The organism is Yersinia intermedia, from assembly GCF_900635455.1.
GTDB lineage: Bacteria > Pseudomonadota > Gammaproteobacteria > Enterobacterales > Enterobacteriaceae > Yersinia > Yersinia intermedia.
Window position 1 is genome coordinate 3,891,797 of sequence record NZ_LR134116.1, and the last position, 24,411, is coordinate 3,916,207.

A 24,411-nucleotide genomic window follows, 5' to 3' on the forward strand; every position below is an offset into this window, starting at 1 on the left:
TGCATTTTTAATATTAATATATATGCCCAAAGTAATTGGAGTTGCAGAGCCGTTAGCTGCGACTGCAAGTATCAAGGGTATTTGGAGTCATAAGCCATGAAACGTATCCCAGAACCCTTCCGTATTAAAATGGTTGAAAATATTCGGATGACCAACCGGGAAGATCGTGAGAAAGCATTAATCGAAGCAGGCTATAACCCATTCTTACTGCCGAGTGAAGATGTCTATATTGATTTGCTCACCGACTCTGGCACCGGTGCGATGAGTGACCGCCAATGGGCCGGGTTAATGATGGGCGATGAGGCCTATGCCGGTTCGCGTAACTACTATCACTTGTGTGACCAAGTGAAGAAACTGATTGGCTATCCGTTTACTATCCCAACCCATCAGGGGCGTGGCGCTGAACAGATTCTGTTCCCTTGCCTGATTGCGAAAAAACAAAAGGCCGGTGGGGGTAAGAAGCCAGTCTTTATTTCCAATTTCCACTTTGATACCACGGCGGCTCACGTTGAGATGAACGGTGCGAAGGCAATTAACGTAGTCACACCGAAAGCCTTTGATACCGTTGCATATTATGACTGGAAAGGGGATTTCGATTTAGATCAGTTAAAAGCAACCATTGCCGAACATGGTGCAGAAAACGTGGTTTCTATTATTACCACCGTGACCTGTAATAGCTCCGGCGGTCAGCCTATTTCTATGAGCAATATGCGCGAAGTGTATCGCATCGCTCAGCAGCACAATATTCCAGTGGTGATCGACTCCGCTCGCTTCTGTGAAAATGCCTGGTTTATCAAACAAAGAGAGCCGGGTTACGCGGATAAATCCGTCAAAGAAATCATTTTAGAGATGTACCAATATGGCGATATGTTAACCATGTCTGCCAAAAAAGACCCCATGGTAAATATTGGTGGATTATGTTGTTTCCGTACCGATGAAGACCTATTCAACGATGTTCGCATCCGTTGCGTGCCAATGGAAGGGTTTGTCACCTATGGCGGTTTAGCTGGTCGTGATATGGAAGCACTGGCCATCGGGCTGGAAGAAGGAATGAACGAGGACTTCCTGAAGTACCGTATCGGACAGGTAGAATATTTGGGTGACCGCCTGCGGGCGGGCGGGATCCCAATTCAGTATCCTACCGGCGGCCACGCAGTATTTGTCGATGCCAAGATTCTGCTGCCACATATTCCGGCTGAGCAATTCCCAGCCCAAGCCTTGAATAACGAACTGTATCTGGAGGCAGGTATCCGCAGTGTGGAAATTGGCTCGCTACTGCTGGGGCGAGATCCAGAAACGGGTAAACAAAAACCGTCACCGCTGGAACTGCTGCGCCTGACGATCCCGCGCCGGGTCTACACCAACGACCATATGGATTACATCGCCGACGCACTGATTTCGCTCAAATCACGCGCTCATGATATCAAAGGCTTAACCTTTACTTACGAACCCCCTGTTCTGCGCCACTTTGTTGCCCGGTTAAAACCGGTCGAATAAAGCGCGACGACCACTCTAACAACACGCCCCCTGTTCACTTCAGGCAGGGGGAATATTGCTGCCAAATCGCTACCTCTATAAGTGGTAAAACCACACGAGGACACCCTACTATGGCCCAAACAACACTGGAAGATCAGGTCGCAGCACGTAAAATTAAAAATCCTTCCCTGCTCGGCGGAGCAATGATTATTGCAGGAACCATCGTCGGCGCAGGTATGTTTTCATTACCGGTCGTTATGTCAGGGATCTGGTTTTATTGGTCTATTGCCGTTTTGGTTTTTACCTGGTTTTGTATGCTTCATTCAGGATTAATGATCCTCGAAGCTAACCTCAATTATCATACCGGTGCCAGTTTTGACACCATCACCAAAGACTTACTGGGTAACGGCTGGAATGTAATCAATGGCCTGACTGTCGCCTTTGTGCTCTACATTCTGACTTACGCTTATATCTCTGCCAGCGGTTCGGTTATTCAACACACGTTGCGCGGGATGGGGATCGATTTTCCGGCCCGATTAGGCGGACTGTTCTTTGCTCTGTTCGTCGCCTTTATTGTCTGGCTCAGCACCACAGCCGTCAGCCGGATGACCACCATCGTGCTGGGCGCTAAAATTCTCACCTTCTTTATGACGTTCGGCGGGCTGTTGGGCCATGTCGAACCGGTGAAACTGTTTAACCTGAGCGAAGCCAATCCCAGCTATCTGCCTTACCTGCTGATGACCTTGCCGTTCTGCCTGGCATCATTCGGTTACCACGGCAACGTCCCCAGTTTGATGAAGTATTACGGCAAGAATCCACATCGTATCCGTAACTGCCTGCTGATTGGTACTCTGCTGGCGCTGACCCTCTATATCATCTGGCTGGTCGGCACGATGGGCAATATCCCACGGCCACAATTTCGCGAGATAGCCAGCCAGGGCGGCAATATTGATGTATTGGTCAGTGCGCTTGGTGGGATTTTGCAAAGTTCATCGATGGACCTGCTGCTAACTGTCTTCTCAAACTTCGCGGTCGCCAGCTCATTCCTTGGTGTAACATTGGGACTATTTGATTATCTTGCGGATTTATTTAAGTTTGACGACAGTCGCTTAGGACGTGGGAAGACTGCGGTTATCACCTTCCTGCCGCCAATATTGGGTGGGCTGATATATCCAGATGGTTTCATTTACGCTATCGGCTATGCCGGGCTGGCAGCTACCGTCTGGGCGGCCATCGTACCGGCACTGCTGGCACGCGCTTCACGTAAGCGCTTCGGCAGCCCACTGTATCGTGTGTGGGGCGGTACCCCATTGATTATTGTGATTTTACTGTTTGGGGCGGTTAACGCCATCGCCCATATTTTATCCAGTCTGAACCTGTTACCCATCTATTAAGCTCTTTCGCAAGCGCCCTGCGGGGCGCTATGCCTCTCTCACCCGAGCACAGATGATTAACGCCAGAATCGCTAATCCCATCGCCACCACATATACCGAATTATGGCCCCAGGTTTCGGTCAATACCCCTTGCAGAACCCCAGCCAAAATCACCCCAGTGGAAATACTATTGGTAAACAGCGTGGTTGCTGCTCCGGCCCTGCCAGGCATTAAATCCTGAAAATAGAGCATGCCAATCCCGGCGACAATACCAATAAAAATGGCATTAAAAATCTGCAAAAGCATCAGTGCAGTTTTGAATTTGAATAACACCAATCCGGTATAAAACAGCACACCCGCCAGCACCGCAAACAGCATAATTTTGCGCTTACCAAAACGCCTGACCGAGTAACCCGCCAGCAGCATAATAGGGATTTCCAGTCCGGCAGCGGTCCCCATCAACAGACCAGCCAACCGCTCAGGCAACCCCAAGTTTGCCGTGATATACAGCGGCATATCAATGATGTACATGGTGTTGCAAGTCCACATCAACATTGACGCAATAAACAACAACAAAACGTCTTTATCGGCAAACAAACTGCCCTGCACCACCGCTGACGCATCCACCTCCGGCTCTGCTCGCTGCACCGAAGGCAGAATAAACCACACCACCAGCGCACTGAGGACAAAAATACCGGCGGCGATACTGAACATCAGCGTAAAACCATAATTCAGCGCTAACATAAACGACAGCGGCGGGCCGATAACCCAAGCCAATGAAAGCTGCGCACGCATAATCGAGCTAAACATCACCACTTCCCGCGCCGAGCTATCGGCATATTCTCGCGCTAAGGCGAAAATCTGCGGCATGGCGGTATTGGCCACCGCCGCCAGCAACACACCGGCGGTGATTAGCGTCAGATAGTCACGATTAAAGGCAAATAGCAGGCAGTTCCCCACCGCCATCAAGTAACAAACCATAATTAGCTTACGGCGGTCACCACGTAAATCTGAGCGTTTGGCCAGTACAAAGCTGACGGTAATCCCGGCAATGGCATTGACGGTATAAAACAATCCAACCCACAGTGGGCGTACTTTCACTTCAGTGCTTAAGAACAGGCTTAATGTCGGTGCCTGTAACGCGCCGGCGATACCGGAAAGAAAAGCCACCACAAAGAAAGCAAGAAACACCGGGTTAATACGGCGGGAAAAGGTCAAAGCAGATTTCATTCCAGGCTCCAGCGCCAGAAATAACAATTAAACGCTATGCTACAGAAGCGTGTAGATTTATATAGAGAAAAGTATACCAGCCACATAAATTTCACATCCAAATAATGGATGCGGTCGACCGTGTTTCAACCTCAAGGAGGCAGGATAAAAAAAGCCAGCAGATTGTTGAACCCACTGGCTGGTGAAAAACACCATTACTCAGAAATTTTTGGTACACAGCAAAATAAGACAGGGTTCATTTAACAAATATCAACATCCATTATCATTTACTACAGCTCACAAAGTGTGCTCGGTTCGGGCGATAATATCGTCTTGTGCATCTGGCGATAGCGCGGTAAAGAATGCCGAGTAACCCGCAACCCGCACCACCAGATCACGGTAGCGGTCTGGGTGTTGCTTGGCATCAAGCAATGTCTCACGCGATACAATGTTGTACTGCACATGCCAGCCCAGATACTCCTCAAAGAAGGTACGCAACATCATCATCAGCTTTTCGCGATCACGCGGGTTATCTAAGGTCGACGGATTAAGTTTTTGATTCAGTAGCACCCCACCCAGAATAGAAGCTGTCGGCAGTTTTGACAGTGAGTTAAACACCGCCGTTGGCCCCAAATGGTCAGTACCGGAGGCAGGGCTTGCGCCTTCCGCCAGTGGGCTGTGGGCTTTACGTCCATCCGGCGTTGCCATCGTTGCCGCACCAAACGGCACGTTAGCCGAAATAGACGATGTTCCGGCGTAATAGGTACCGCCGATCGGGCCGCGACCAAAACGGGTATTGTGATATTGCTTCAATTCATCAATATACGTCTGATAAGCGCGCACCAGCAGTTGGTCAACATCATCAATATCATTACCGTATTTCGGTGCTGAATTAACCAGGTGTTGGCGTAATTGCTCACCGTTCAGGCCAGCAAAGTCATTAGCTAATGCCGTTGCCAGTTGCTGTTGGCCGATAAGCTGTTGTTCAAACACCAGTTTGCGCACCGCTGCCAGGCTATTACCCAAATTGGCAATGCCCACCTGCAAGCCAGAAACCCAGTCATAGCGCGCGCCGCCCTGCTTAATACTTTTACCGCGCTCAATACAATCATCCACCAGTGCAGAACAGACAATATCGTGGGCATTCTCTTCCAACACGGTATCTACCACACACTCAATTTCGATGGATTTTCGCGTGTAGTAACGGATCTGCTGATCCCATTGCGCCATCACTTGTGAGAAATCAGTGAAGTTACCTTGTGATAACCCCTGCTCTTGCGGCAAGAATACTTGCCCGGAAGTTGCATCTTTACCTTGCTCCAGCGCCGCTAGCATCACGCGAGCAAAATTAATAAAGCTCATGCCGGTACAGCGATAGCCCCATTTCCCCCCCACCGCAGTTTCAATGCAACCGATGGCTGCGTAATCGTAAGCATCCTGTGGTTCTACGCCCAATTTGATAAATTCAGGAATAACAATTTCGTCATTATTAAATGCCGGCATACCAAAGCCGCAGCGAATGACCTGCACACAAGCATCAAGGAAATCATCACTGATACCGGCATGGTAGCGCACGCTGAGATTCGGCTGAGTCGAACGTAAACGGCCGCAGGACTCCAACACCGCATAAGAGAGCGGGTTAACCGCATCAATCGCTTTACCCTGCACCAGCTTCTGCCCACCAATAGTGACATTCTGATACAGCGGGCTGCCCGCCGAGGCCTTAGAGTGCGAGCCGGAACGGATCTTATTCACTTCCAGCAACTTGAGCCAGCAGCTATGCAGCATCTCAATGGCTTTTTCGCGGCTAAGGGTATTTTCCAGCTCCACGTCACGGCGATACCATGGATAGAGGTATTGGTCGAGGCGGCCAAAAGAAACCGAGTGACCATTAGATTCAATTTGCAGCATCAATTGGATGAAATAGCACAACTGCAAGGCTTGCCAGAAGGTTTGTGGCGGTTGGTGAGCAATCAACTCGCAGTTTGTGGCGATAGTGTGTAGTTCAATGCGCCGCCAATCACGGCTTTCTTCTTCTGCCATTTGCCGCGCAACCGCCGCATAACGTTCGATATGTTCACTCAGCGCCACCAATGAAATATCAATGGCTTTCAGGAATTGCTCTTTATGCAGGTCACTCCAGTCCGTCAGTTGTAACCGTTCGCGGCGACTCGCCACTTTACTGCGCAGGCCATCCAGCCCTTTTTCTAACAATAACGGGAAGTTAACCGCCAAATGCGCATCACCGGAAGTCATATTACCTTCGGCTTTTATAATGCCGGTAGCCAATAACGCTTTTTGCTCATCGGTAAACATGCCGTAGCAGCGGTCCTGCACTGTTTGGCCGCGCCACCACGGGCAAATACTGTGCAATACCGCTTTATCTGCTGCACTGACCGAGAAACCCGCACCGGGGCGATCGGCCAGCTCATCAATTTCGTTTTCAATCCAACTCACGGTGTATTCAGGGAAAATTGGCGCGGCGCGCAGTTGGCTGGCCTGATTACCGATAATCAGCTCGTCATTTTTGATCCAGACGGTGCGAAGCTGTAAGTGATGTGCCAGCGCCAGCGCACGCCTGACGGGGAGAGGTTTGTCCTGATGCTGCTGATAAGCCTCGGTATAATGCTGCGCTCGCTCGGTACAGACCGGCGGTTTCACAATGTGAATCAGTGCGTTTTTATGTTGTTTCGTCCGTTCGCTTAGCGTTACCAAATCAAGAGTGGTCATAGCATTATCCTCGTAAAATTGCGGTCAAGCCTTTATCACGGGCATAGCTTTCCGCGAAGTGAAGCAGTTCAGGAGCGTCCAACGGTGTGCTTGCTGCCCGATACTCTTCACCCAGCAGCGAATATTTGTTGATACCTAGCGTGTGGTAAGGCAAAAAATGAATCTCTTTAACGCCTATCTCATCAGCGGCAAAATCGACGATCCCTTGTATCGAGTGGCGATCCGCATTGAAATCCGGGATCAACGGCACCCGTACCGTAATGTTGGTGCCCGCAGCCGCTAACTGACGAAAGTTGTCCATCACCCGTTTAGCCGAACCACCCGTCCACTGGCGAAAACGGTTTTCATCCGTGTGTTTTAAATCCGCCAGCATCAGATCCAGCCACGGCAAAGAGGGTGCGATGTAATGCCACGGCGTATGCAGACAAGACTCAACCGCTGTGTGGATACCAAGCTGATGACAACGTTGCAATAATTCAGCCGCGACATCGGGTTGCATAAATGGCTCACCACCGGATAGCGTCACACCACCGCCACTGCGCCGGTAAAACGGCATATCCCGCAGTAGCGTTGCCATAGTGGCATCAATATCAATCGGGCTGCCACACACCGTAAGCGCACCCGTCGGGCAACGCACGGTGAGTGCCTGAAGGTCATCCTCTTCCAGCCGCTGGCGCGTGATAACAATGCGATCGTCAATGCGCTCAATGGCCTGCGGGCAGGTTTGTTGGCATAACTCACAACCTGATAAGCACAGGCGAGAATCAAATAACACCTCCGCTTTACGTGACCGGCTTTCCGGGTTTTGGCACCAACGGCAACTCAGCGAACAGCCTTTCAGGAATACCACACTGCGAATACCGGGGCCGTCATGGGTGGAATAACGCTGTAAATTAAAAATCATCTTATTCCTCCCGTTGGCGGCATTGCCACGATAACCCGCTTTCATTGGCAACCAGTATCTGCGTAATATAGGGAAAGAAAAATTGATGAAATTTGCCGTGGAGTTCCTCTTTTATGTCTGCCTCACGTCTACAACAGCAGTTTATTCGCCTCTGGCAACGTTTTAATGGTCAGCCCACAGAAACCACCTTACAAGAGCTGGCGGACGTGCTCAGTTGTTCACGCCGCCATGTGCGATCCTTGCTGGGAAGCATGCAGCAAGAGGGGTGGCTAAGCTGGCAGGCCGAAGCGGGCCGCGGTAAACGCTCACAACTGGCCTTTCTCTACTCCGGGCTGGCACTGCAACAACAGCGGGCCGAAGAACTACTGGAACAGGACCATATCGAGCAGTTAGTGCAGTTGGTGGGGGATAAAAAAGCAGTGCGCCAAATGCTGCTATCCCAGTTGGGGCGCAGTTTCCGCCAAGGGAAACATATCCTACGGGTGCTCTATTATCGCTCGCTACAGAATCTGTTACCCGGTACCGCGCTGCGCCGCTCCGAAACACATATGGTGCGGCAGATTTTTAATGGCCTGACACGAATAAATGAGGAAAATGGGGAACTGGAACCGGATTTATCCCACCACTGGCAAACTATCAGCCCGTTGCATTGGCGCTTTTATTTGCGCCCTGCCATCCATTTTCACCATGGGCGTGAACTGGAAATGGATGATGTTATCAGCAGCCTGACCCGGCTTATTCCGCAGCCCCTGTTCTCACATATCTCCGCCGTGCGCTCACCAACACCCTATGTGATTGATATCCATCTCAGTTGCCCAGATCACTGGTTGCCATGGTTGTTGGGTAGCGTTCACGCCATGATTTTGCCGCAAGAGTGGGAGAATCAACCCGACTTCCGCCGCCACCCTATTGGTACTGGCCCCTACTCGGTGATTAGAAACCATCATAATCAGTTGAAAATACAGGCTTTTGATAACTATTTTGGTTTCCGCGCACTGATTGATGAGGTCAATATCTGGGTACTACCTGAGTTGTCTGAGGAGCTGGTTTATTCCGGGGTGCAATTACAGGCTGACGATACCAGTAAAAATGAGCTGGAAAGTCGGCTGGAGGAAGGCTGCTATTTTTTACTGTTTGATCAACGATCGCCTCAGACCAGTAACCCAGAGATCCGCCGCTGGTTGTGTGAGTTGATAACACCGGTCGCCCTGCTCAGCCATGCAGATCCTTTCTATCAACGCTACTGGTCACCGGCCTATGGCATGCTGCCCCGCTGGCATCACAACCGGCTAACCACCCTTGAGCCAAAGCCCGAAGGGCTGACCGAATTGACGCTGACGTTTTACAGCGAACATTCCGAGTTTGATGCCATCAGCCAAACACTGACCACATTGTTGGCGGCACACGGCGTCACATTGGTGATTCAAGTGTTGGATTATGTCAGTTGGTATCAGGGCGATGCCCACAGTGATATCTGGCTCGGCAGTGCGAACTTCTATCTGCCACTGGAGTTTTCCCTGTTTGCCACCTTGTACGAACTGCCGCTGCTACAACATTGTTTGGATGAAAAACTGCATCAGGATGTTGAATTATGGCGAAATAATACCCTGCCGATGGCGGATTGGAGCCAACGGTTAGTTAGCCAGAATCAATTCCACCCGCTGTTCCATCATTGGTTAGAATTATATGGGCAGCACAGTATGCGCGGGGTGCGTATGAACACGCTCGGCTGGTTTGATTTCAAATCGGCCTGGTTTACGCCACCAGAGGGCTAACCCGCTTTCATCCGCCCAGATTAGTCTCTACAATGGCGTTGTCTCAACGGGGTGCGGAAAAACTGTTGTGGTCGTGTCCAGAATTCATACTGGTTCGTTCCATTAACAATGAAACAAAAACGTCGCGAGGTAGGTTCAGTCGGAGGTGGACAGCACGCAGAAACCGGCGCGTACAAGTAGTACGTGAGGATTTCGAGTACTGCCCAACACCGGATCAACCTAACCGCAGCAAGTTTTTCGCTGAGAGCAAACCCGTCGAACCTGATCCGGCTAACCCCGGCGGAGGGATTTGAGAAAAATAACACCGCATTATCATGCTATCGCTGTTATTTACCGCCTCAGATACCTTTGCCACCTTTATTGTTAAGGAGTGCAAAGTGTTTAAACGCATTATTCCCTGCTTGTTTTTGCTATCTGCTGCTGCGGTGGCCGCCGATAAACCGACACTGACGGTTTACACCTATGACTCCTTTGCTGCCGACTGGGGACCAGGGCCGGCGATTAAAAAAGCCTTTGAAGCCGAGTGTGATTGCCAGCTTAAATTTGTGGCGCTGGAAGACGGTGTTTCATTACTGAACCGCCTGCGGATGGAAGGTAAAAATAGTCAGGCCGACGTGATTTTAGGATTAGATAATAATCTGGTGCAGGCGGCAGAACAAACTGGATTATTCGCACCAAGCCAAGTGGATACTGCGAACCTTACGCTCCCAGAGAAATGGCAGAATAAGACCTTCGTCCCCTACGATTATGGCTATTTCGCCTTTGTGTATAACAAAGACAAACTGAAAAACCCACCGAAGAGCTTGCAAGAATTAGTCGATAGCAAAGAGCCTTGGAAGGTGATTTATCAAGACCCGCGCACCAGCACCCCAGGCCTTGGTCTGATGCTATGGATGCAGAAAGTTTATGGTGATAAAGCGCCACAGGCGTGGCAGCAATTGGCGAAAAAAACCGTCACCGTCACCAAGGGTTGGAGCGAAGCTTATGGCCTGTTCCTGAAAGGTGAAGGGGATTTGGTGCTGAGCTACACCACCTCTCCGGCTTATCATCTGATTGAAGAGAAGAAAAGCAACTATGCAGCGGCTAATTTCAGCGAAGGCCACTATCTGCAAGTTGAAGTCGCAGGCCAGGTTGCCTCAAGCAAACAGCCGCAACTGGCACAGCGCTTTATGCAATTTATTGTGACGCCAGCATTCCAGGACCATATTCCTACCGGTAATTGGATGTATCCGGTGATTAAAATGGATTTACCGGCTGGGTTTGAAGCCCTTACCGTGCCGCAAAAAGCGTTGCAGTTTGATGCTAAAGATGTGGCAGATAATCGCGGCAAATGGATTCAGGCATGGCAATCCGCCGTCAGCCACTGATCCCTTCATGGTTGTGGCCAGGGCTACTGGCTGCCTTACTGATAGTCGGTGTCGCCTTACTGGCGTTCACCGCTATCTGGCGTCACGCGCCTGCGGCAGACTGGCAAAGTATCTGGCATGACCGCTATCTGTGGCATGTGATCCGCTTTACCTTTTGGCAGGCATTCTTATCCGCCCTGCTGTCCGTCATCCCTGCCATTTTCTTAGCGCGAGCCCTGTATCGCCGCCGCTTTCCCGGCCGACAACTGATGTTGCGTTTATGCGCCATGACACTGGTGCTACCCGTGTTAGTGGCGCTGTTTGGTATTCTGACGGTTTATGGTCGTCAGGGTTGGCTGGCGGCTTTGTTTAACTGGCTGGGGGTTGATTACCGCTTCTCACCTTATGGTTTACAGGGCATTTTGCTGGCGCATATCTTCTTCAATATGCCACTGGCGACTCGCTTGCTATTGCAGTCACTGGAAAGCATCGCAGTTGAACAACGCCAGTTAGCCGCACAACTGGGGATGAATGGCTGGCAGCACTTGCGCTGGGTTGAATGGCCCTATCTGCGCCGCCAAATCCTGCCAACCGCAGCACTGATTTTTATGCTCTGTTTTGCCAGTTTTGCCACCGTGCTGTCACTGGGCGGCGGGCCGCAAGCCACTACAATCGAGCTGGCTATTTATCAAGCACTCAGTTATGACTACGATCTGGGGCGTGCGGCCTTACTGGCGCTGATCCAACTGGGGTGCTGTCTGGGTTTGGTGGTGCTAAGCCTGCGGCTGAACACGGTATTGGCGGTAGGTAATACTCACGATCAACTCTGGCGTAGTCAGCAGGATAGTTATTGGTCTCGCATCAGCGACACCCTGCTCATCGGCGCAGCTTTGCTATTGATGGTGCCACCATTACTGGCGGTAGTGATTGATGGCAGTAATCAAACTATGCTGGCGGTGCTACAACAATCTGCACTATGGCAAGCCTTCTTTACCTCATTGACGATTGCTATCGGGGCTGGGTTGCTGTGTGTGACACTCACAATGATGTTGCTATGGAGCAGCCGTGAACTGAAACTGCGCCAGCAGATGGCCGCTGGGCAGGCACTGGAAGTCAGTGGTATGGTGATTCTGGCGATGCCGGGTATTGTCCTGGCGACCGGCTTCTTTTTATTGCTCAACGATACCTTTGGCTTGCCACAATCCCCTTACGGGCTGGTGATCCTCACCAATGCCCTGATGGCTGTACCCTACGCGTTAAAAGTGTTGGATAACCCAATGCGTGATCTGGCTGAACGCTACACGCCGCTGTGTTTATCACTGGATATTCATGGCTGGCATCGTTTGCGCCTGATTGAGTTAAGGGCACTAAAACGCCCGCTGGCTCAAGCACTCGCCTTTGCCAGCGTGCTTTCCATCGGTGATTTTGGTGTAGTGGCACTGTTTGGCAATGAACATTTCCGCACTCTGCCGTTTTATCTTTACCAGCAGATAGGCTCTTATCGCAGCAACGACGGCGCAGTTACCGCCCTACTGTTGTTGTTACTCTGTTTCTTGCTGTTTACTCTTATCGAACGACTGCCGAGCCGCCATGCTAAAGCTTGAGAAAATCACCTATTTGTATGACCACTTACCGATGCGTTTTGATTTGCGTATTCAGCCCGGTGAGCGGGTGGCAATCCTGGGTCCGAGTGGCGCAGGTAAGAGCACACTGCTAAGCCTGATTGCTGGTTTTCTCGCCCCCGCCAGTGGCCGTATGCTACTGAATAATCAGGATCACACGGTAACAGCCCCCGCCGAGCGGCCAGTATCAATGCTGTTTCAGGAAAACAACCTGTTCTCACATTTGACCGTCGCACAGAATATCGGGTTGGGTTTACATCCGGGGTTGAAACTCAGCCATGAGCAAAAGTTACTGTTACGCCAGATTGCCCAGCAGGTTGGACTGGAAGATTGCCTTGCGAGACTACCCGCACAACTTTCCGGCGGCCAACGCCAGCGGGCAGCATTGGCGCGCTGTTTAGTGCGCAGTCAGCCAATCCTGCTACTGGATGAGCCATTTTCCGCGCTCGATCCGGCGTTGCGCAATGAAATGCTGCAATTGGTTGATCAGGTGTGTACCCACCGGCAACTGACATTACTGATGGTGTCACACAATTTGGATGATGCCGCCCGCATCGCCGATCGGACATTGCTCGTTGTCGATGGCCGTATTTACTACGACGGCCCAACCCAGGCGCTGGTTAACGGCACCGCCCCCGAAGCCAGTGTGCTGGGCATTACTACCCGACCATAATAACTTGTATACCCAAGGGGATTACCCAGCGAGAACCTTCCACAACAAATGACGATAAATCGGCATGATGGGCTGCATATGCAACCAGGCAAAGCTGGTAATCGCCGCCACCATAGCCAGCATGGTCACCCAGCGCAGGCGAGCCAGCGGCAACCATTGGCTCAGGCGGTCAGGGCTACGCTTGCCAAACCGCCACCAGCGCCATGATAGCCACAGTGCCAGCCAAATCAGCATCACCACCACAAATAGCAACCACTTAAACATATAGCTATTGGCGCTCGGTGGGATATCAATAGCAACACCTGCCAGTATGCCTGGGAAGAAGTAGAGCGGTGGCCAGGTCAGGCAACCAATCACGTTGGGCAAGGCAAATTTTGCCGGTGGCAGGTTTAGCATACCCGCCACCATCGGGACAATCGGCCGTGCCGGGCCGATAAAGCGCCCCAGTAGGACGGTTGCCATACTGTGGTTATGCAATGCGTGTTCGGTTTTATCCAGCATCGACTTATGCTTTTTCAGGAAGGACCAACGGTGCAGTGGTTCTTTGAAGCGCCGACCGATAAAATACGAGATCCAATCCCCCAATAGGCAGCCGACAGTTGCAGCGGCCCAGGCCGAGTAAAAACCGACTTCGCCACTGCCAATCAACGCCCCCACACTGGTCATCATCACCGTACCGGGAAGTAACATCCCCACCAGCGCTAATGATTCGAGAAAAGTGACAAACATGACGATAAATAGCGTGAAAGCCAGAGATTGCGTCAATAAATGTAATAAATAGGCTTCCATAAAGTTGTCCGTTGGTAACACCCAAGGTTCAGGGCGGAGGATTGTCCGGTGTGTCGTGAAATGAGTCAATCAACAAATTTCCCCTTCGTCCTTGAAGCCGCAGGGTTGTTAGCTGTGCTCACTCACCCAAATCACTTACTGGCCGTTGACCTTAAAATGAATAGACTCATCGGGATTAGACCACTTGCCGCCTACCTGCAACTCCAATGACTTTGGGTATACATGGAGCGAATGGAAATCATCATTAAAATAGACAAACACTGTATAAATAACCATACTAGGATAGCATAAACTCTCAGCCGTTATTGTTGCAGTCAGTTTGGATGCGGACAGCGCGGAGAAACCGGAGCGTACACGTAGTACGTGAGGATATCGAGCACTGTCCAAGTTCAAAATGACAAATAAAATAGCCTGTACATTACCTATAAAGGTTAGCATTGTGGCGCAACACCGTCAGGGCTTCCTGCTTACTCGCCACTGGCGCGACACGCAGGCAGGCACCGAAGTTGAATTCTGGTTAGCCACCGATGAAGGGCCACAGCAGGTCAGGCTGCCCCCTCAACCCTCAGTGGCATTTATCCCGGCCGAACAACGGCAACGGGCTGAAACCGTGCTGCGTGATGAACGCCGCTGGCAGTTGCGCCCACTTGAACTGACTGACTTCCACCAACGCCCGGTGCTGGGCCTGTATTGCAGTCAACATCGTCAATTAATTCGTTTGGAAAAACTGCTGCGAGAAAGTGGTGTGAATGTCTATGAAGGCGATATTCGCCCACCAGAGCGGTTTCTGATGGAACGATTTATTACCGCGCCGGTGTGGTTCAGCGGTGATGACAATAACCATGGCCCGCTGCTTAACACCCAAATGAAACCGGCCGAGGATTATCGTCCGACACTAAAACTGCTGTCGCTGGATATCGAAACCAGCGAACATGGCGAGCTGTACTGTATTGGGCTGGAGGGTTGCGGCCAGCGCCAGGTTTACATGTTGGGGCCACCTAACGGTGATACGGCTGAAAGTGCAGCGCTGGATTTCAATCTGGAATACGTCGCCAGCCGCCCGCAGTTGTTGGAAAAACTAAACCAGTGGCTGGCAGTGCATGATCCCGATGCCATTATCGGCTGGAATCTGGTGCAGTTCGACTTACGTGTTCTGCAAAAACACGCGGACCGTTATCAGATCCCACTGCGCTTTGGCCGTGGTGGTAACCTGCTGGAATGGCGTGAACACGGCTTTAAACAAGGGCATTTTTTTGTCTCGGCAGCCGGTCGGCTGATTATCGACGGCATCGAGGCGCTAAAATCCGCCACCTGAAATTTCCCGTCATTTAGTCTGGAATCTGTTTCACAAACCCTGCTGGGCGAAGGCAAAGCCAGTGACAGCCCTTATCAGCGAATGGATGAAATCAATCAACGTTTCGCCCATGACAAACCGGCGCTAGCGCGCTATAACCTGAAAGATTGTGAGCTGGTGACGCGGATTTTTGCCAAAACCGAGCTGCTCAGCTTCCTGCTGGAACGCGCCACAGTGACGGGGTTAGCCGCGGATCGTAGCGGTGGCTCTGTGGCCGCGTTTACCCATCTTTACCTGCCGCGTATGCACCGCATCGGTTACGTCGCCCCCAATTTAGGTGAATTGCCAGAAGAGCACAGCCCTGGCGGCTTTGTGATGGACTCCCAACCCGGCTTATATGACTCGGTATTGGTACTTGACTATAAAAGCCTGTATCCGTCGATTATTCGCACCTTTTTAATCGATCCGGTCGGTTTAGTGGCAGGTATGGCTCAGCCTGATGAACAGCACTCGGTACCGGGGTTTCGCGGTGCCTGGTTCTCGCGCGAGAAACACTGTTTGCCGGCGATCGTTAACCAAATCTGGCAAGGTCGGGAAGCCGCTAAACGCCACCAAAACAAACCGTTATCACAAGCACTGAAGATTATTATGAACGCCTTTTATGGCGTATTGGGTTCCAGCGGCTGCCGTTTTTTCGATCCCAGACTGGCATCGTCTATCACCTTGCGCGGCCATGACATCATGCGCCAGACCCGCGAACTCATTGAAGCTCAGGGCTATCAGGTGATTTATGGCGATACCGATTCAACCTTCGTCTGGCTGAAAAATGCGCACAGTGAAGAGCAGGCATCACAGATAGGTAAAGAGTTGGTACGCCAGGTCAATCTATGGTGGAAAGAGCATATACAACAAACCTTTAATCTACCCTGCGCCCTGGAACTGGAATTTGAAACTCACTATCGGCGTTTTCTGATGCCAACCATCCGGGGTGCAGAGCAAGGCAGTAAAAAACGCTATGCCGGGTTGATTTCTACCCCTGAGGGTGATCAGATGGTGTACAAAGGGCTGGAAACCGTGCGCACTGACTGGACACCACTGGCCCAGCAATTTCAGCGAGAATTGTACCTGCGCATTTTTCAGCGGCAACCCTATCAGGATTATCTGCGGGACTACGTAGCACGAACCCTTAGCGGCGAATTAGACGAGCAGCTTGTTTACCGCAAACGCCTGCGCCGACGGCTGGATGATTATCAGCGCAATGTGCCACCACACGCCAGAGCGGCACGGTTGGCGGATGAGTTTAACCGCAAGCTCGGCCGCCCGCTGCAATATCAAAATGGGGGCTGGATAAGCTATGTTATGACCACCGCTGGCCCCGAACCCCTTGAGATTCGGCAATCCCCTATCGACTACGATCACTACCTGACACGACAGTTGCAACCGGTAGCAGACGCTATACTTCCCTTCATGCATGATGACTTCACAACACTGATAACTGGTCAGATGGGGCTATTCTGATACCCTAGATAATTCGAGTTGCAGGAAGGCGGCAAGTGAGCAAGTCCCCAAGAGCTTATTAATTTTAAGATCAAGAGCAGTGAGTGACTGGGGTAAACTGCGGCCGCCAACGCACATGCAGCTTGAAGCATGACGGGTATTTTACAGGTGACGAAACGCTCGCCTTCCATTACCATAGCGCCCTTGCCAAAATTCGCATTAATCACATTTACATAACCGCTAGCCGTAATACTCCTTCTTATTGGGTGCTGCCTGTAGATGCTACATTTTCAGACAGACTCTCAGGCCGTATCGCCTGCGCGGAGGGTAGACTATTGCCAGTGGTTTTATGATATTTGGCTGTCACTAATTATTTATAACCAGATAATTTAAAAGCATTTTCTTAACTGTCCAACAAAAAAATCGAGCCGATAATTTATGCCTTTTACACTTGGTCAACGCTGGATCAGCGACACAGAAAGCGAACTTGGATTGGGTACTGTCGTTGCCATCGACGTGCGCATGATTACCTTACTGTTTCCCGCAACCGGTGAAAACCGCCTTTACGCTAGAAATGATTCGCCAATCACCCGCGTCATGTTCAATCCGGGCGATACCATCACCAACCACGAAGGCTGGCAGCTAAAAGTGGAAGAAGTGACTCATGAAAATGGGCTGATTACATATATCGGCACCCGTTTGGATACTGAGGAAACCGGCGTTTCGATGCGTGAAGTGTTGCTCGATAGCAAACTGACGTTTAGCAAACCGCAGGATCGGCTATTTGCCGGTCAGATCGATCGTATGGATCGCTTTGCCCTGCGTTTTCGCGCTCGTAAATATCAAAGTGAGCAGTTCCGTCTGCCATGGAGTGGGTTACGCGGTATCCGTGCCAGCTTGATCCCACACCAATTACATATCGCCTATGAAGTGGGTCAGCGCCATGCACCAAGGGTATTACTGGCCGATGAAGTCGGTTTAGGTAAAACCATCGAAGCCGGGATGATCATTCACCAACAACTGTTGTCAGGCCGTGCTGAACGTATCCTGATTGTGGTGCCGGAAAGCCTGCAACATCAGTGGTTGGTGGAAATGTTGCGCCGCTTCAATCTGCGCTTCTCACTGTTTGATGACAGCCGTTATTCCGAAGCCCTGCTCGACAGTTCTAACCCGTTTGAAACCGAGCAGATGGTTATCTGTTCACTGGATTTTGTGCGCCGCAATAAACAACGCCTGGAACAACTGGCAGATGCGTCTTGGGATCTGTTGGTGGTGGATGAGGCGCACCATCTGGCCTGGAGCGAAGAAGCCCCAAGTCGTGAATATCAAGTCATTGAACAATTGGCTGAGAATATCCCAGGGGTGCTGCTGTTGACCGCAACACCTGAGCAATTGGGCCAGCAGAGCCACTTTGCCCGTCTGCGTTTGCTGGATCCCGATCGCTTCCACGATTACGAAGAGTTCGTCAATGAACAGCAGAAGTATCGCCCAATTGCAGATGCAGTAACACTGCTGCTGGGTGGTGAGCGTTTAACTGACGATAAACTGAATCTGTTGGGCGAACTCATTGATGAGCAGGATATTGAGCCCTTGCTGAAAGCGGCCAACAGCCAAAGTGAAGACAGCGAAGCTGCTCGCCAAGAGTTGGTGACAATGCTGATGGACAGACATGGTACCAGCCGTATCTTGTTCCGTAATACCCGTAATGGGGTGAAAGGCTTCCCGCACCGCGTCCTGCATCAAATCAAACTGCCATTGCCAACCCAATATCAGACGGCGATTAAAGTATCAGGCATCATGAGTGCCAAAAAAACGCTGGAAGCGCGCGCCAAAGATATGCTGTATCCCGAGCAAATCTATCAGGAGTTTGAAGGTGAGAACGCAACCTGGTGGAACTTTGACCCACGGGTAGAGTGGTTACTTAACTATCTGATTGCTAACCGTAATGAGAAAGTGTTGGTTATCTGTGCCCAGGCAGCCACTGCCTTACAACTTGAACAAGTGCTACGTGAACGTGAAGCTATTCGCGCCGCCGTGTTCCATGAAGGTTTATCACTGATAGAGCGTGACCGCGCTGCGGCCTATTTTGCCTCTGAAGAAGATGGCGCTCAGGTATTACTGTGTTCTGAGATAGGTTCAGAAGGCCGTAACTTCCAGTTTGCCTGCCAGTTGGTGATGTTCGACCTGCCGTTTAACCCGGACTTGCTGGAACAACGTATTGGTCGTCTGGACCGTATCGGTCAAAACCGCGAAATCCAGATCATGGTGCCTTATCTGGAACATACCGCGCAGGCGATATTGGTGCGTTGGTATCATGAAGGTTTGGATGCTTTCGAGCACACCTGCCCGACCGGACGCACCATTTATGACAGCGGCTATCAAGAACTGATTGGCTATCTGGCAACGCCAAGTGAACAAGAAGGGTTGGATGAATTTATCCACGCCTGCCGTCTACAGCACGAAGAGTTGAAACTGCAACTGGAACAAGGTCGTGATCGGCTACTGGAGATGCATTCCAACGGCGGCGAGCATGGTCAACAACTGGCGCAGATCATTGCAGATCAAGATAATGACGTTAATTTGGTCAGTTTTGCGCTTAACCTGTTCGATATTGTCGGGATTAACCAAGAAGACCGCAGTGACAACCTGATCGTACTTACCCCCTCTGATCACATGCTAGTACCGGACTTCCCTGGGCTGCCGCAAGACGGCTGTACCGTGACATTCGATCGTGAACAGGCGTTATCGCGGGAAGATGCCCAGTTTGTGAGTTGGGAGCACCCGATCATCCGTAATGGTTTGGATTTGATCTTGTCCGGCGATACCGGAAGCTGTGCAGTTTCTTTATTGAAAAACAAAGCATTACCAGTAGGAACACTGTTGGCTGAATTGGTTTATGTGGTAGAAGCTCAAGCGCCGAAACACCTGCAATTAACCCGCTTCTTGCCACCCACCCCAGTGCGGATGCTGATGGACAGAAATGGCACCAATCTGGCGGCACAGGTTGAATTTGAAACCTTTAACCGTCAGTTGAATGCGGTAAACCGTCATACCTCCAGCAAGCTGGTCAACGCAGTGCAACAAGAAGTCCACGCCATGTTGCAACAAGCAGAGGCACTGGTTGAAGAGCAGGCAAAACTGTTGATTGAATCGGCCAAGCACGAAGCTGATGATAAGCTGAGTACCGAACTGGCACGTTTGGAAGCCCTGAAAGCGGTTAACCCAAATATTCGTGATGACGAAATAGAAGCACTGGAGCATAACCGTAAAATGGTGCTGGAAAACCTTAATCAAGCGGGCTGGCGTTTAGATGCTATCCGCCTGGTGGTGGTCACACATCAGTAATCCTGAGTAATAATCAGTTTCTGCAATATACCCAATAGATTTCAAGATGCAGGCAGGCGGCAAAGGAGAGACAAATCGGTTGGGAACCGATTTGAATAGCATTTATGCTAGCCTCAAGGATGAGGCTCATTAACCCCGATGAGCTTATGCAGTCAAATGATTCGGGTTAACGAGAGCAGCCAACACACCTGCGACTTGAACAATGCAGGGTATAAATGGAGCACTAATGGAACCCTATAATCCCCCACGCGACCCTTGGCTGCACATCCTGTTTCAAGATGAGCACATCATGGTGGTCAATAAACCAAGCGGGCTACTTTCTGTACCCGGTCGCGCGCCGGAGAATAAAGACAGTATCATGACTCGCATTCAGGCTGATTTTCCGGCGGCAGAGTCCGTTCATCGGCTGGATATGGCCACCAGTGGCGTAATTATCGTGGCACTGACCAAAGCGGCTGAGCGCGAGCTTAAGCGCCAATTTCGTGAACGTGAACCGAAAAAGTCTTATATTGCCCGCGTCTGGGGGCATCTGGCCGAAGATGAAGGGTTGATAGACCTGCCGTTAATCTGTGACTGGCCGAACCGGCCAAAGCAGAAAGTCTGTTATGAAACCGGTAAATCGGCACAAACTGAGTATCGGGTGCTTTCACGCGATACTGATGGCAGCACACGAGTGAAGTTATCGCCCATCACCGGGCGCTCACACCAATTACGGGTCCATATGCTGGCGATGGGTCACCCGATCCTTGGTGATGGCTTCTACGCCCATCCAGAGGCCAAAGCGATGGCATCCCGCTTGCAGTTACATGCTCAGGAGCTGTGTATTACTCACCCTGAGTTTGGAACGGCGATGCATTTTACATGTGAGGCAGAGTTTTAATTTTTGTCGTAAGAATATTGGCTCGAAATCCCCCCAGAACGGCGCATTAACGCCGATCTGAGGTGGGCACTCTTGAAACAAAACCTACTTGAATCCCTTCTCGCGCTTAATTAAATCATACGCAGCTTGAATCTCTTGGGCTTTTTGCTTCGCCATCTCCATCATTTCAGGTGGCAGACCTTTTGCCACCAACTTATCTGGATGATGCTCACCCATTAACTTGCGATAAGCACGCTTGATGGTCACGCTGTCGTCGGTACTATTAACGCCGAGCACTTTGCAGGCATCCTCCAATGTCGGGCCATTCGACGCTTGCTGATAGCCCCCGTGAGAGTATCCGCCCTGTTGACCTTGCCAACCGCCATGACCACCAAATTGACGGCCGCCTTCAATCATGCTCAGGAACTGATCGAACTGACCGCGCGAAATTCCTAACTCTTCAGCAATGACATATAACACTTGCCGCTCGTTGGGATGCAAAGAGCCATCGGCAAATGCGGCCTGTAACTGAATTTCCAGAAACATCCGAATTAAATCAAAACGCCCAAAACAGACACCACGTAATTCCTGCAATCTTTCACGCAATGGAAAATTGCTTTCTTTCCCTTCGCGAAACGCTTGCTGTGCGGCTGTTCGAGCGTCACCGTGCAATTGCATCCGATCCATCAACTGACTGGCAAGTTGAATATCAACTTCCGTCACCCGCCCTTTGGCCTTGGTTAAGTGCCCCATGACCTGGAAAGTGGCGCGGAAAAAAATTAATTGTCGTGTTTGTTGATCGGCAAAATAGCCGCGGCGCTTCGTGCTTCGCACCCTGTCTACCATATGGCCGACAAGCAACCCCAGTACCACACCCCAGAAACCAGCACCAGACATTAAGCCCAATACCAGACCGAGCAGTTTTCCCCAATACCGCATATACTCCTCAATTCATCATGCCGTCAGTCAAAATTTGCATTATCATACTCGGCATTCAGCTCAGCGCCTAACAACGAGAGGTGCAAACGGCCGGATTTAACACTAGCGCAACTGTGATGAGTAATATAGTCTCAGACCGTTTGCCGGCATGATGCCCCCCGATGACGGAACACCAAAACCGCGTATGAAAAAAAGATTCCCAACACTGCTGGCCACATTGATATGGACGGCACTATATAGCCAGCAATCGCTGGCCGGACTCGCTGAGCAATGTATGCTTGGTGTACCCACCTATGACCAGCCATTGGTTACCGGTGATCCCAACCAGCTACCGGTCCGTATTAATGCGGATAAAACCGAAGCCAACTATCCCGACAATGCCTTGTTCACTGGCAATGTCATTGTCCAACAAGGCAATAGCACCCTGACCGCTAATCAGGTCGAGCTGACGCAAGTACAGAAACCTGATGCAGCTATCCCGGTGCGTACTGTCACTGCCACTGGCGACGTTAATTATGACGATCCACAAATCAAGCTAAAAGGCCCGAAAGGCTGGTCAAACTTGAACACCAAAGACACTGATATGGATAAAGGCAAATATCAGATGGTCGGCCGTCAAGGGCGTGGTGATGCGGATTTAATGAAGTTACGTGGTCAGAACCGCTATACCATCTTAGAGAATGGGACGTTTACCTCCTGTCTGCCGGGTGATAATAGTTGGAGTGTTGTGGGCTCCGAGGTTATTCATGACCGCGAAGAACAAGTAGCAGAAATCTGGAATGCCCGCTTTAAGATTGGCAAAGTACCGGTGTTCTACAGCCCTTACATGCAGTTGCCGATTGGTGACAAACGCCGCTCAGGGTTCCTGATCCCTAATGCTAAATATACCAGTAATAACGGCATCGAATTTATGCTGCCATACTACTGGAATATTGCCCCCAACTTCGATGCTACGATTACCCCTCACTACATGGAGCGGCGTGGGTTACAGTGGCAGAACGAGTTCCGCTACTTGCTGGCACCGGGCAACGGCACCATGGCATTAGATTGGCTACCGAGTGATCGGTTGTACCATGGCACCGATGGCAACGACAAAGATACTACCCGCTGGTTGTACTACTGGGGCCATTCCGGGGTGATGGATCAAGTCTGGCGTTTCAACGTCAACTATACCCGTGTTAGTGACCCAAATTACTTTACTGATTTAACGTCGCAATACGGCTCTACCACCGACGGCTATGCAACCCAAATATTCAGCGTTGGCTATGCTGAGCAAAATTGGAATGCCACTTTGGCCTCCAAACAGTTCCAGGTCTTTACTGACGCCGGTAATAGCAATGCTTACCGTGCCCAACCTCAGTTGGACATGAACTACTATAAAAATGATATTGGTCCGTTTGATCTGCATGTTTACGGTCAAGCCGCCAAATTCACCAGCGTCAATCCAGAAAACCCAGAGGCCAGCCGCTTCCATATTGAACCGGCAATTAACTTACCACTGGCCAACGGTTGGGGTAGCCTGAATACCGAAGCCAAATTACTGGCAACTCACTATCAACAGGATATTCCGAACGGCTTTGCCCGTAATTACAAAAACCAAAATGGTAATGACGCGACAGTTCCTGATCTGAAAGATTCGGTTAACCGGGTTATGCCGCAATTTAAAGTTGATGGCAAAGTGGTATTTGATCGGCCAATGGATTGGAGTAAAGGCTTCACCCAAACACTCGAACCACGGGTACAATATCTCTACATTCCCTATCGGGATCAGGATGATATCTATATTTACGATACCACGCTGATGCAGTCAGACTACTCTGGCCTGTTTCGTGACCGTACCTATAGTGGCCTCGACCGCATAGCGTCTGCGAATCAGGTATCCACCGGTTTAACTTCACGCATATATGATGATGCGCTGGTTGAACGTTTTAATGCTTCTGTGGGTCAAATCTATTACTTCAGCCGCTCGCGTACCGGTAATAGCGAAACAATTGATAACAGTAATGATACTGGTAGCCTTGTTTGGGCTGGTGATACATTCTGGCGTATCAGTGATCAAGTGGGTCTAAAAGGTGGCGCTCAGTATGATACCCGTCTGGGGAGTTTGACCCTGGGTAATGCGGTACTGGAGTATAGGAAAGATTCTGAGCGTATGATTCAATTGAATTACCGCTATGCTAGCCCGGAATATATTCAGGCAGCAGTACCGAATGTAAAAAGTCCTGGTTATCAGCAAGGTATTTCTCAGATTGGCACTACTGCCAGTTGGCCGATTGCCGATCGTTGGGCACTGGTCGGCGCTTATTACTACGATACCAAAGCTAACCAGCCTGCGAGCCAGTTAGTTGGTTTACAATACAACACCTGCTGTTGGGCGATAAACGTGGGCTATGAACGTAAAATTACCGGCTGGAATTCACAAACTGAAGCCAGTAAGTATGACAACAAGATTGGCTTTAACATTGAATTACGTGGTCTGAGTAGCGACCACAACCTGGGTACTGCACAAATGCTGCGCTCAGGTATTCTGCCTTATCAAAGTGCATTCTGATACTGTGTAACACACTGAATACAGTGAAT

At 50.6% G+C, this 24,411-nt stretch carries 14 protein-coding genes and 1 pseudogene; 10 read left to right on the forward strand and 5 right to left on the reverse strand.

The annotated features are described in order from the left end of the window. Positions 1-96: 96 nt before the first annotated feature. On the forward strand, positions 97-1,497 hold the full coding sequence (gene tnaA / locus EL015_RS17855; protein ID WP_005181367.1) for a tryptophanase: 1,401 nt from the start codon (positions 97-99) through the stop codon (positions 1,495-1,497). Between the two features lie 110 nt (positions 1,498-1,607). Next, positions 1,608-2,870, forward strand: a complete 1,263-nt coding sequence (mtr, locus tag EL015_RS17860; protein ID WP_005181363.1) for a tryptophan permease — start codon at positions 1,608-1,610, stop codon at positions 2,868-2,870. Positions 2,871-2,897: 27 nt separating this feature from the next. Here the strand turns inward: mtr and EL015_RS17865 are convergent, their stop codons facing one another. The 3 genes from EL015_RS17865 to EL015_RS17875 all read right to left on the reverse strand — a co-directional run bounded on the left by EL015_RS17865 (position 2,898) and on the right by EL015_RS17875 (position 7,692). Then, positions 2,898-4,079 carry a sugar efflux transporter gene (locus EL015_RS17865; RefSeq protein WP_032905453.1) on the reverse strand — a complete coding sequence of 394 codons (1,182 nt, stop codon included), beginning with the start codon at positions 4,077-4,079 and terminating at the stop codon, positions 2,898-2,900. A 276-nt stretch (positions 4,080-4,355) separates the two neighbouring features. Beyond that, a complete protein-coding gene (locus tag EL015_RS17870; protein ID WP_005181357.1) occupies positions 4,356-6,788 on the reverse strand; it encodes a formate C-acetyltransferase/glycerol dehydratase family glycyl radical enzyme in 2,433 nt (810 codons plus the stop codon). 4 nt (positions 6,789-6,792) lie between these two features. Continuing rightward, the gene (locus EL015_RS17875) at positions 6,793-7,692 is read right to left on the reverse strand and encodes a glycyl-radical enzyme activating protein (protein WP_032905452.1); all 900 of its coding nucleotides are present in this window, start codon (positions 7,690-7,692) and stop codon (positions 6,793-6,795) included. Between the two features lie 113 nt (positions 7,693-7,805). Between EL015_RS17875 and sgrR the strand changes: the two genes are divergently transcribed. The 4 genes from sgrR to thiQ all read left to right on the forward strand — a co-directional run bounded on the left by sgrR (position 7,806) and on the right by thiQ (position 13,108). Further along, positions 7,806-9,467 (forward strand): HTH-type transcriptional regulator SgrR, encoded by a 1,662-nt coding sequence (gene sgrR / locus EL015_RS17880; RefSeq protein ID WP_005181351.1) that lies wholly within the window; start codon positions 7,806-7,808, stop codon positions 9,465-9,467. A 377-nt stretch (positions 9,468-9,844) separates the two neighbouring features. After that, positions 9,845-10,834: a thiamine ABC transporter substrate binding subunit gene (gene thiB, locus EL015_RS17885; protein ID WP_032905548.1), complete on the forward strand. Its 990-nt coding sequence runs from the start codon at positions 9,845-9,847 to the stop codon at positions 10,832-10,834. Continuing rightward, positions 10,810-12,417: a thiamine/thiamine pyrophosphate ABC transporter permease ThiP gene (thiP, locus tag EL015_RS17890; RefSeq protein WP_032905450.1), complete on the forward strand. Its 1,608-nt coding sequence runs from the start codon at positions 10,810-10,812 to the stop codon at positions 12,415-12,417. Before thiB ends, thiP begins: the two co-directional genes overlap by 25 nt. Beyond that, positions 12,404-13,108 (forward strand): thiamine ABC transporter ATP-binding protein ThiQ, encoded by a 705-nt coding sequence (gene thiQ, locus EL015_RS17895; RefSeq protein WP_032905448.1) that lies wholly within the window; start codon positions 12,404-12,406, stop codon positions 13,106-13,108. Before thiP ends, thiQ begins: the two co-directional genes overlap by 14 nt. A 21-nt stretch (positions 13,109-13,129) precedes the next feature. Here thiQ and EL015_RS17900 read toward each other — a convergent pair whose 3' ends face one another. Further along, positions 13,130-13,897, reverse strand: coding sequence for a DedA family protein (locus EL015_RS17900; protein WP_005181328.1), 768 nt, complete (start codon positions 13,895-13,897; stop codon positions 13,130-13,132). A 439-nt stretch (positions 13,898-14,336) separates the two neighbouring features. On the opposite strand from EL015_RS17900, the pseudogene EL015_RS17905 reads away from it, so the two are divergent. The 3 genes and pseudogenes from EL015_RS17905 to rluA all read left to right on the forward strand — a co-directional run bounded on the left by EL015_RS17905 (position 14,337) and on the right by rluA (position 20,913). Then, positions 14,337-16,709: pseudogene (locus EL015_RS17905) on the forward strand (DNA polymerase II). Positions 16,710-17,126: 417 nt separating this feature from the next. After that, a complete protein-coding gene (gene rapA / locus EL015_RS17910) occupies positions 17,127-20,033 on the forward strand; it encodes an RNA polymerase-associated protein RapA (RefSeq protein ID WP_005193309.1) in 2,907 nt (968 codons plus the stop codon). Between the two features lie 226 nt (positions 20,034-20,259). Beyond that, positions 20,260-20,913, forward strand: a complete 654-nt coding sequence (rluA, locus tag EL015_RS17915) for a bifunctional tRNA pseudouridine(32) synthase/23S rRNA pseudouridine(746) synthase RluA (protein WP_032907995.1) — start codon at positions 20,260-20,262, stop codon at positions 20,911-20,913. A gap of 84 nt (positions 20,914-20,997) precedes the next feature. Here the strand turns inward: rluA and djlA are convergent, their stop codons facing one another. Beyond that, complete coding sequence (gene djlA / locus EL015_RS17920; protein WP_005193023.1) at positions 20,998-21,831, reverse strand: co-chaperone DjlA; 834 nt, start codon at positions 21,829-21,831, stop codon at positions 20,998-21,000. 184 nt (positions 21,832-22,015) lie between these two features. Here djlA and lptD point away from each other — a divergent pair, with 184 nt between their 5' ends. Next, complete coding sequence (gene lptD / locus EL015_RS17925; RefSeq protein ID WP_032907994.1) at positions 22,016-24,382, forward strand: LPS assembly protein LptD; 2,367 nt, start codon at positions 22,016-22,018, stop codon at positions 24,380-24,382. The last annotated feature ends 29 nt before the right edge of the window (positions 24,383-24,411 follow it).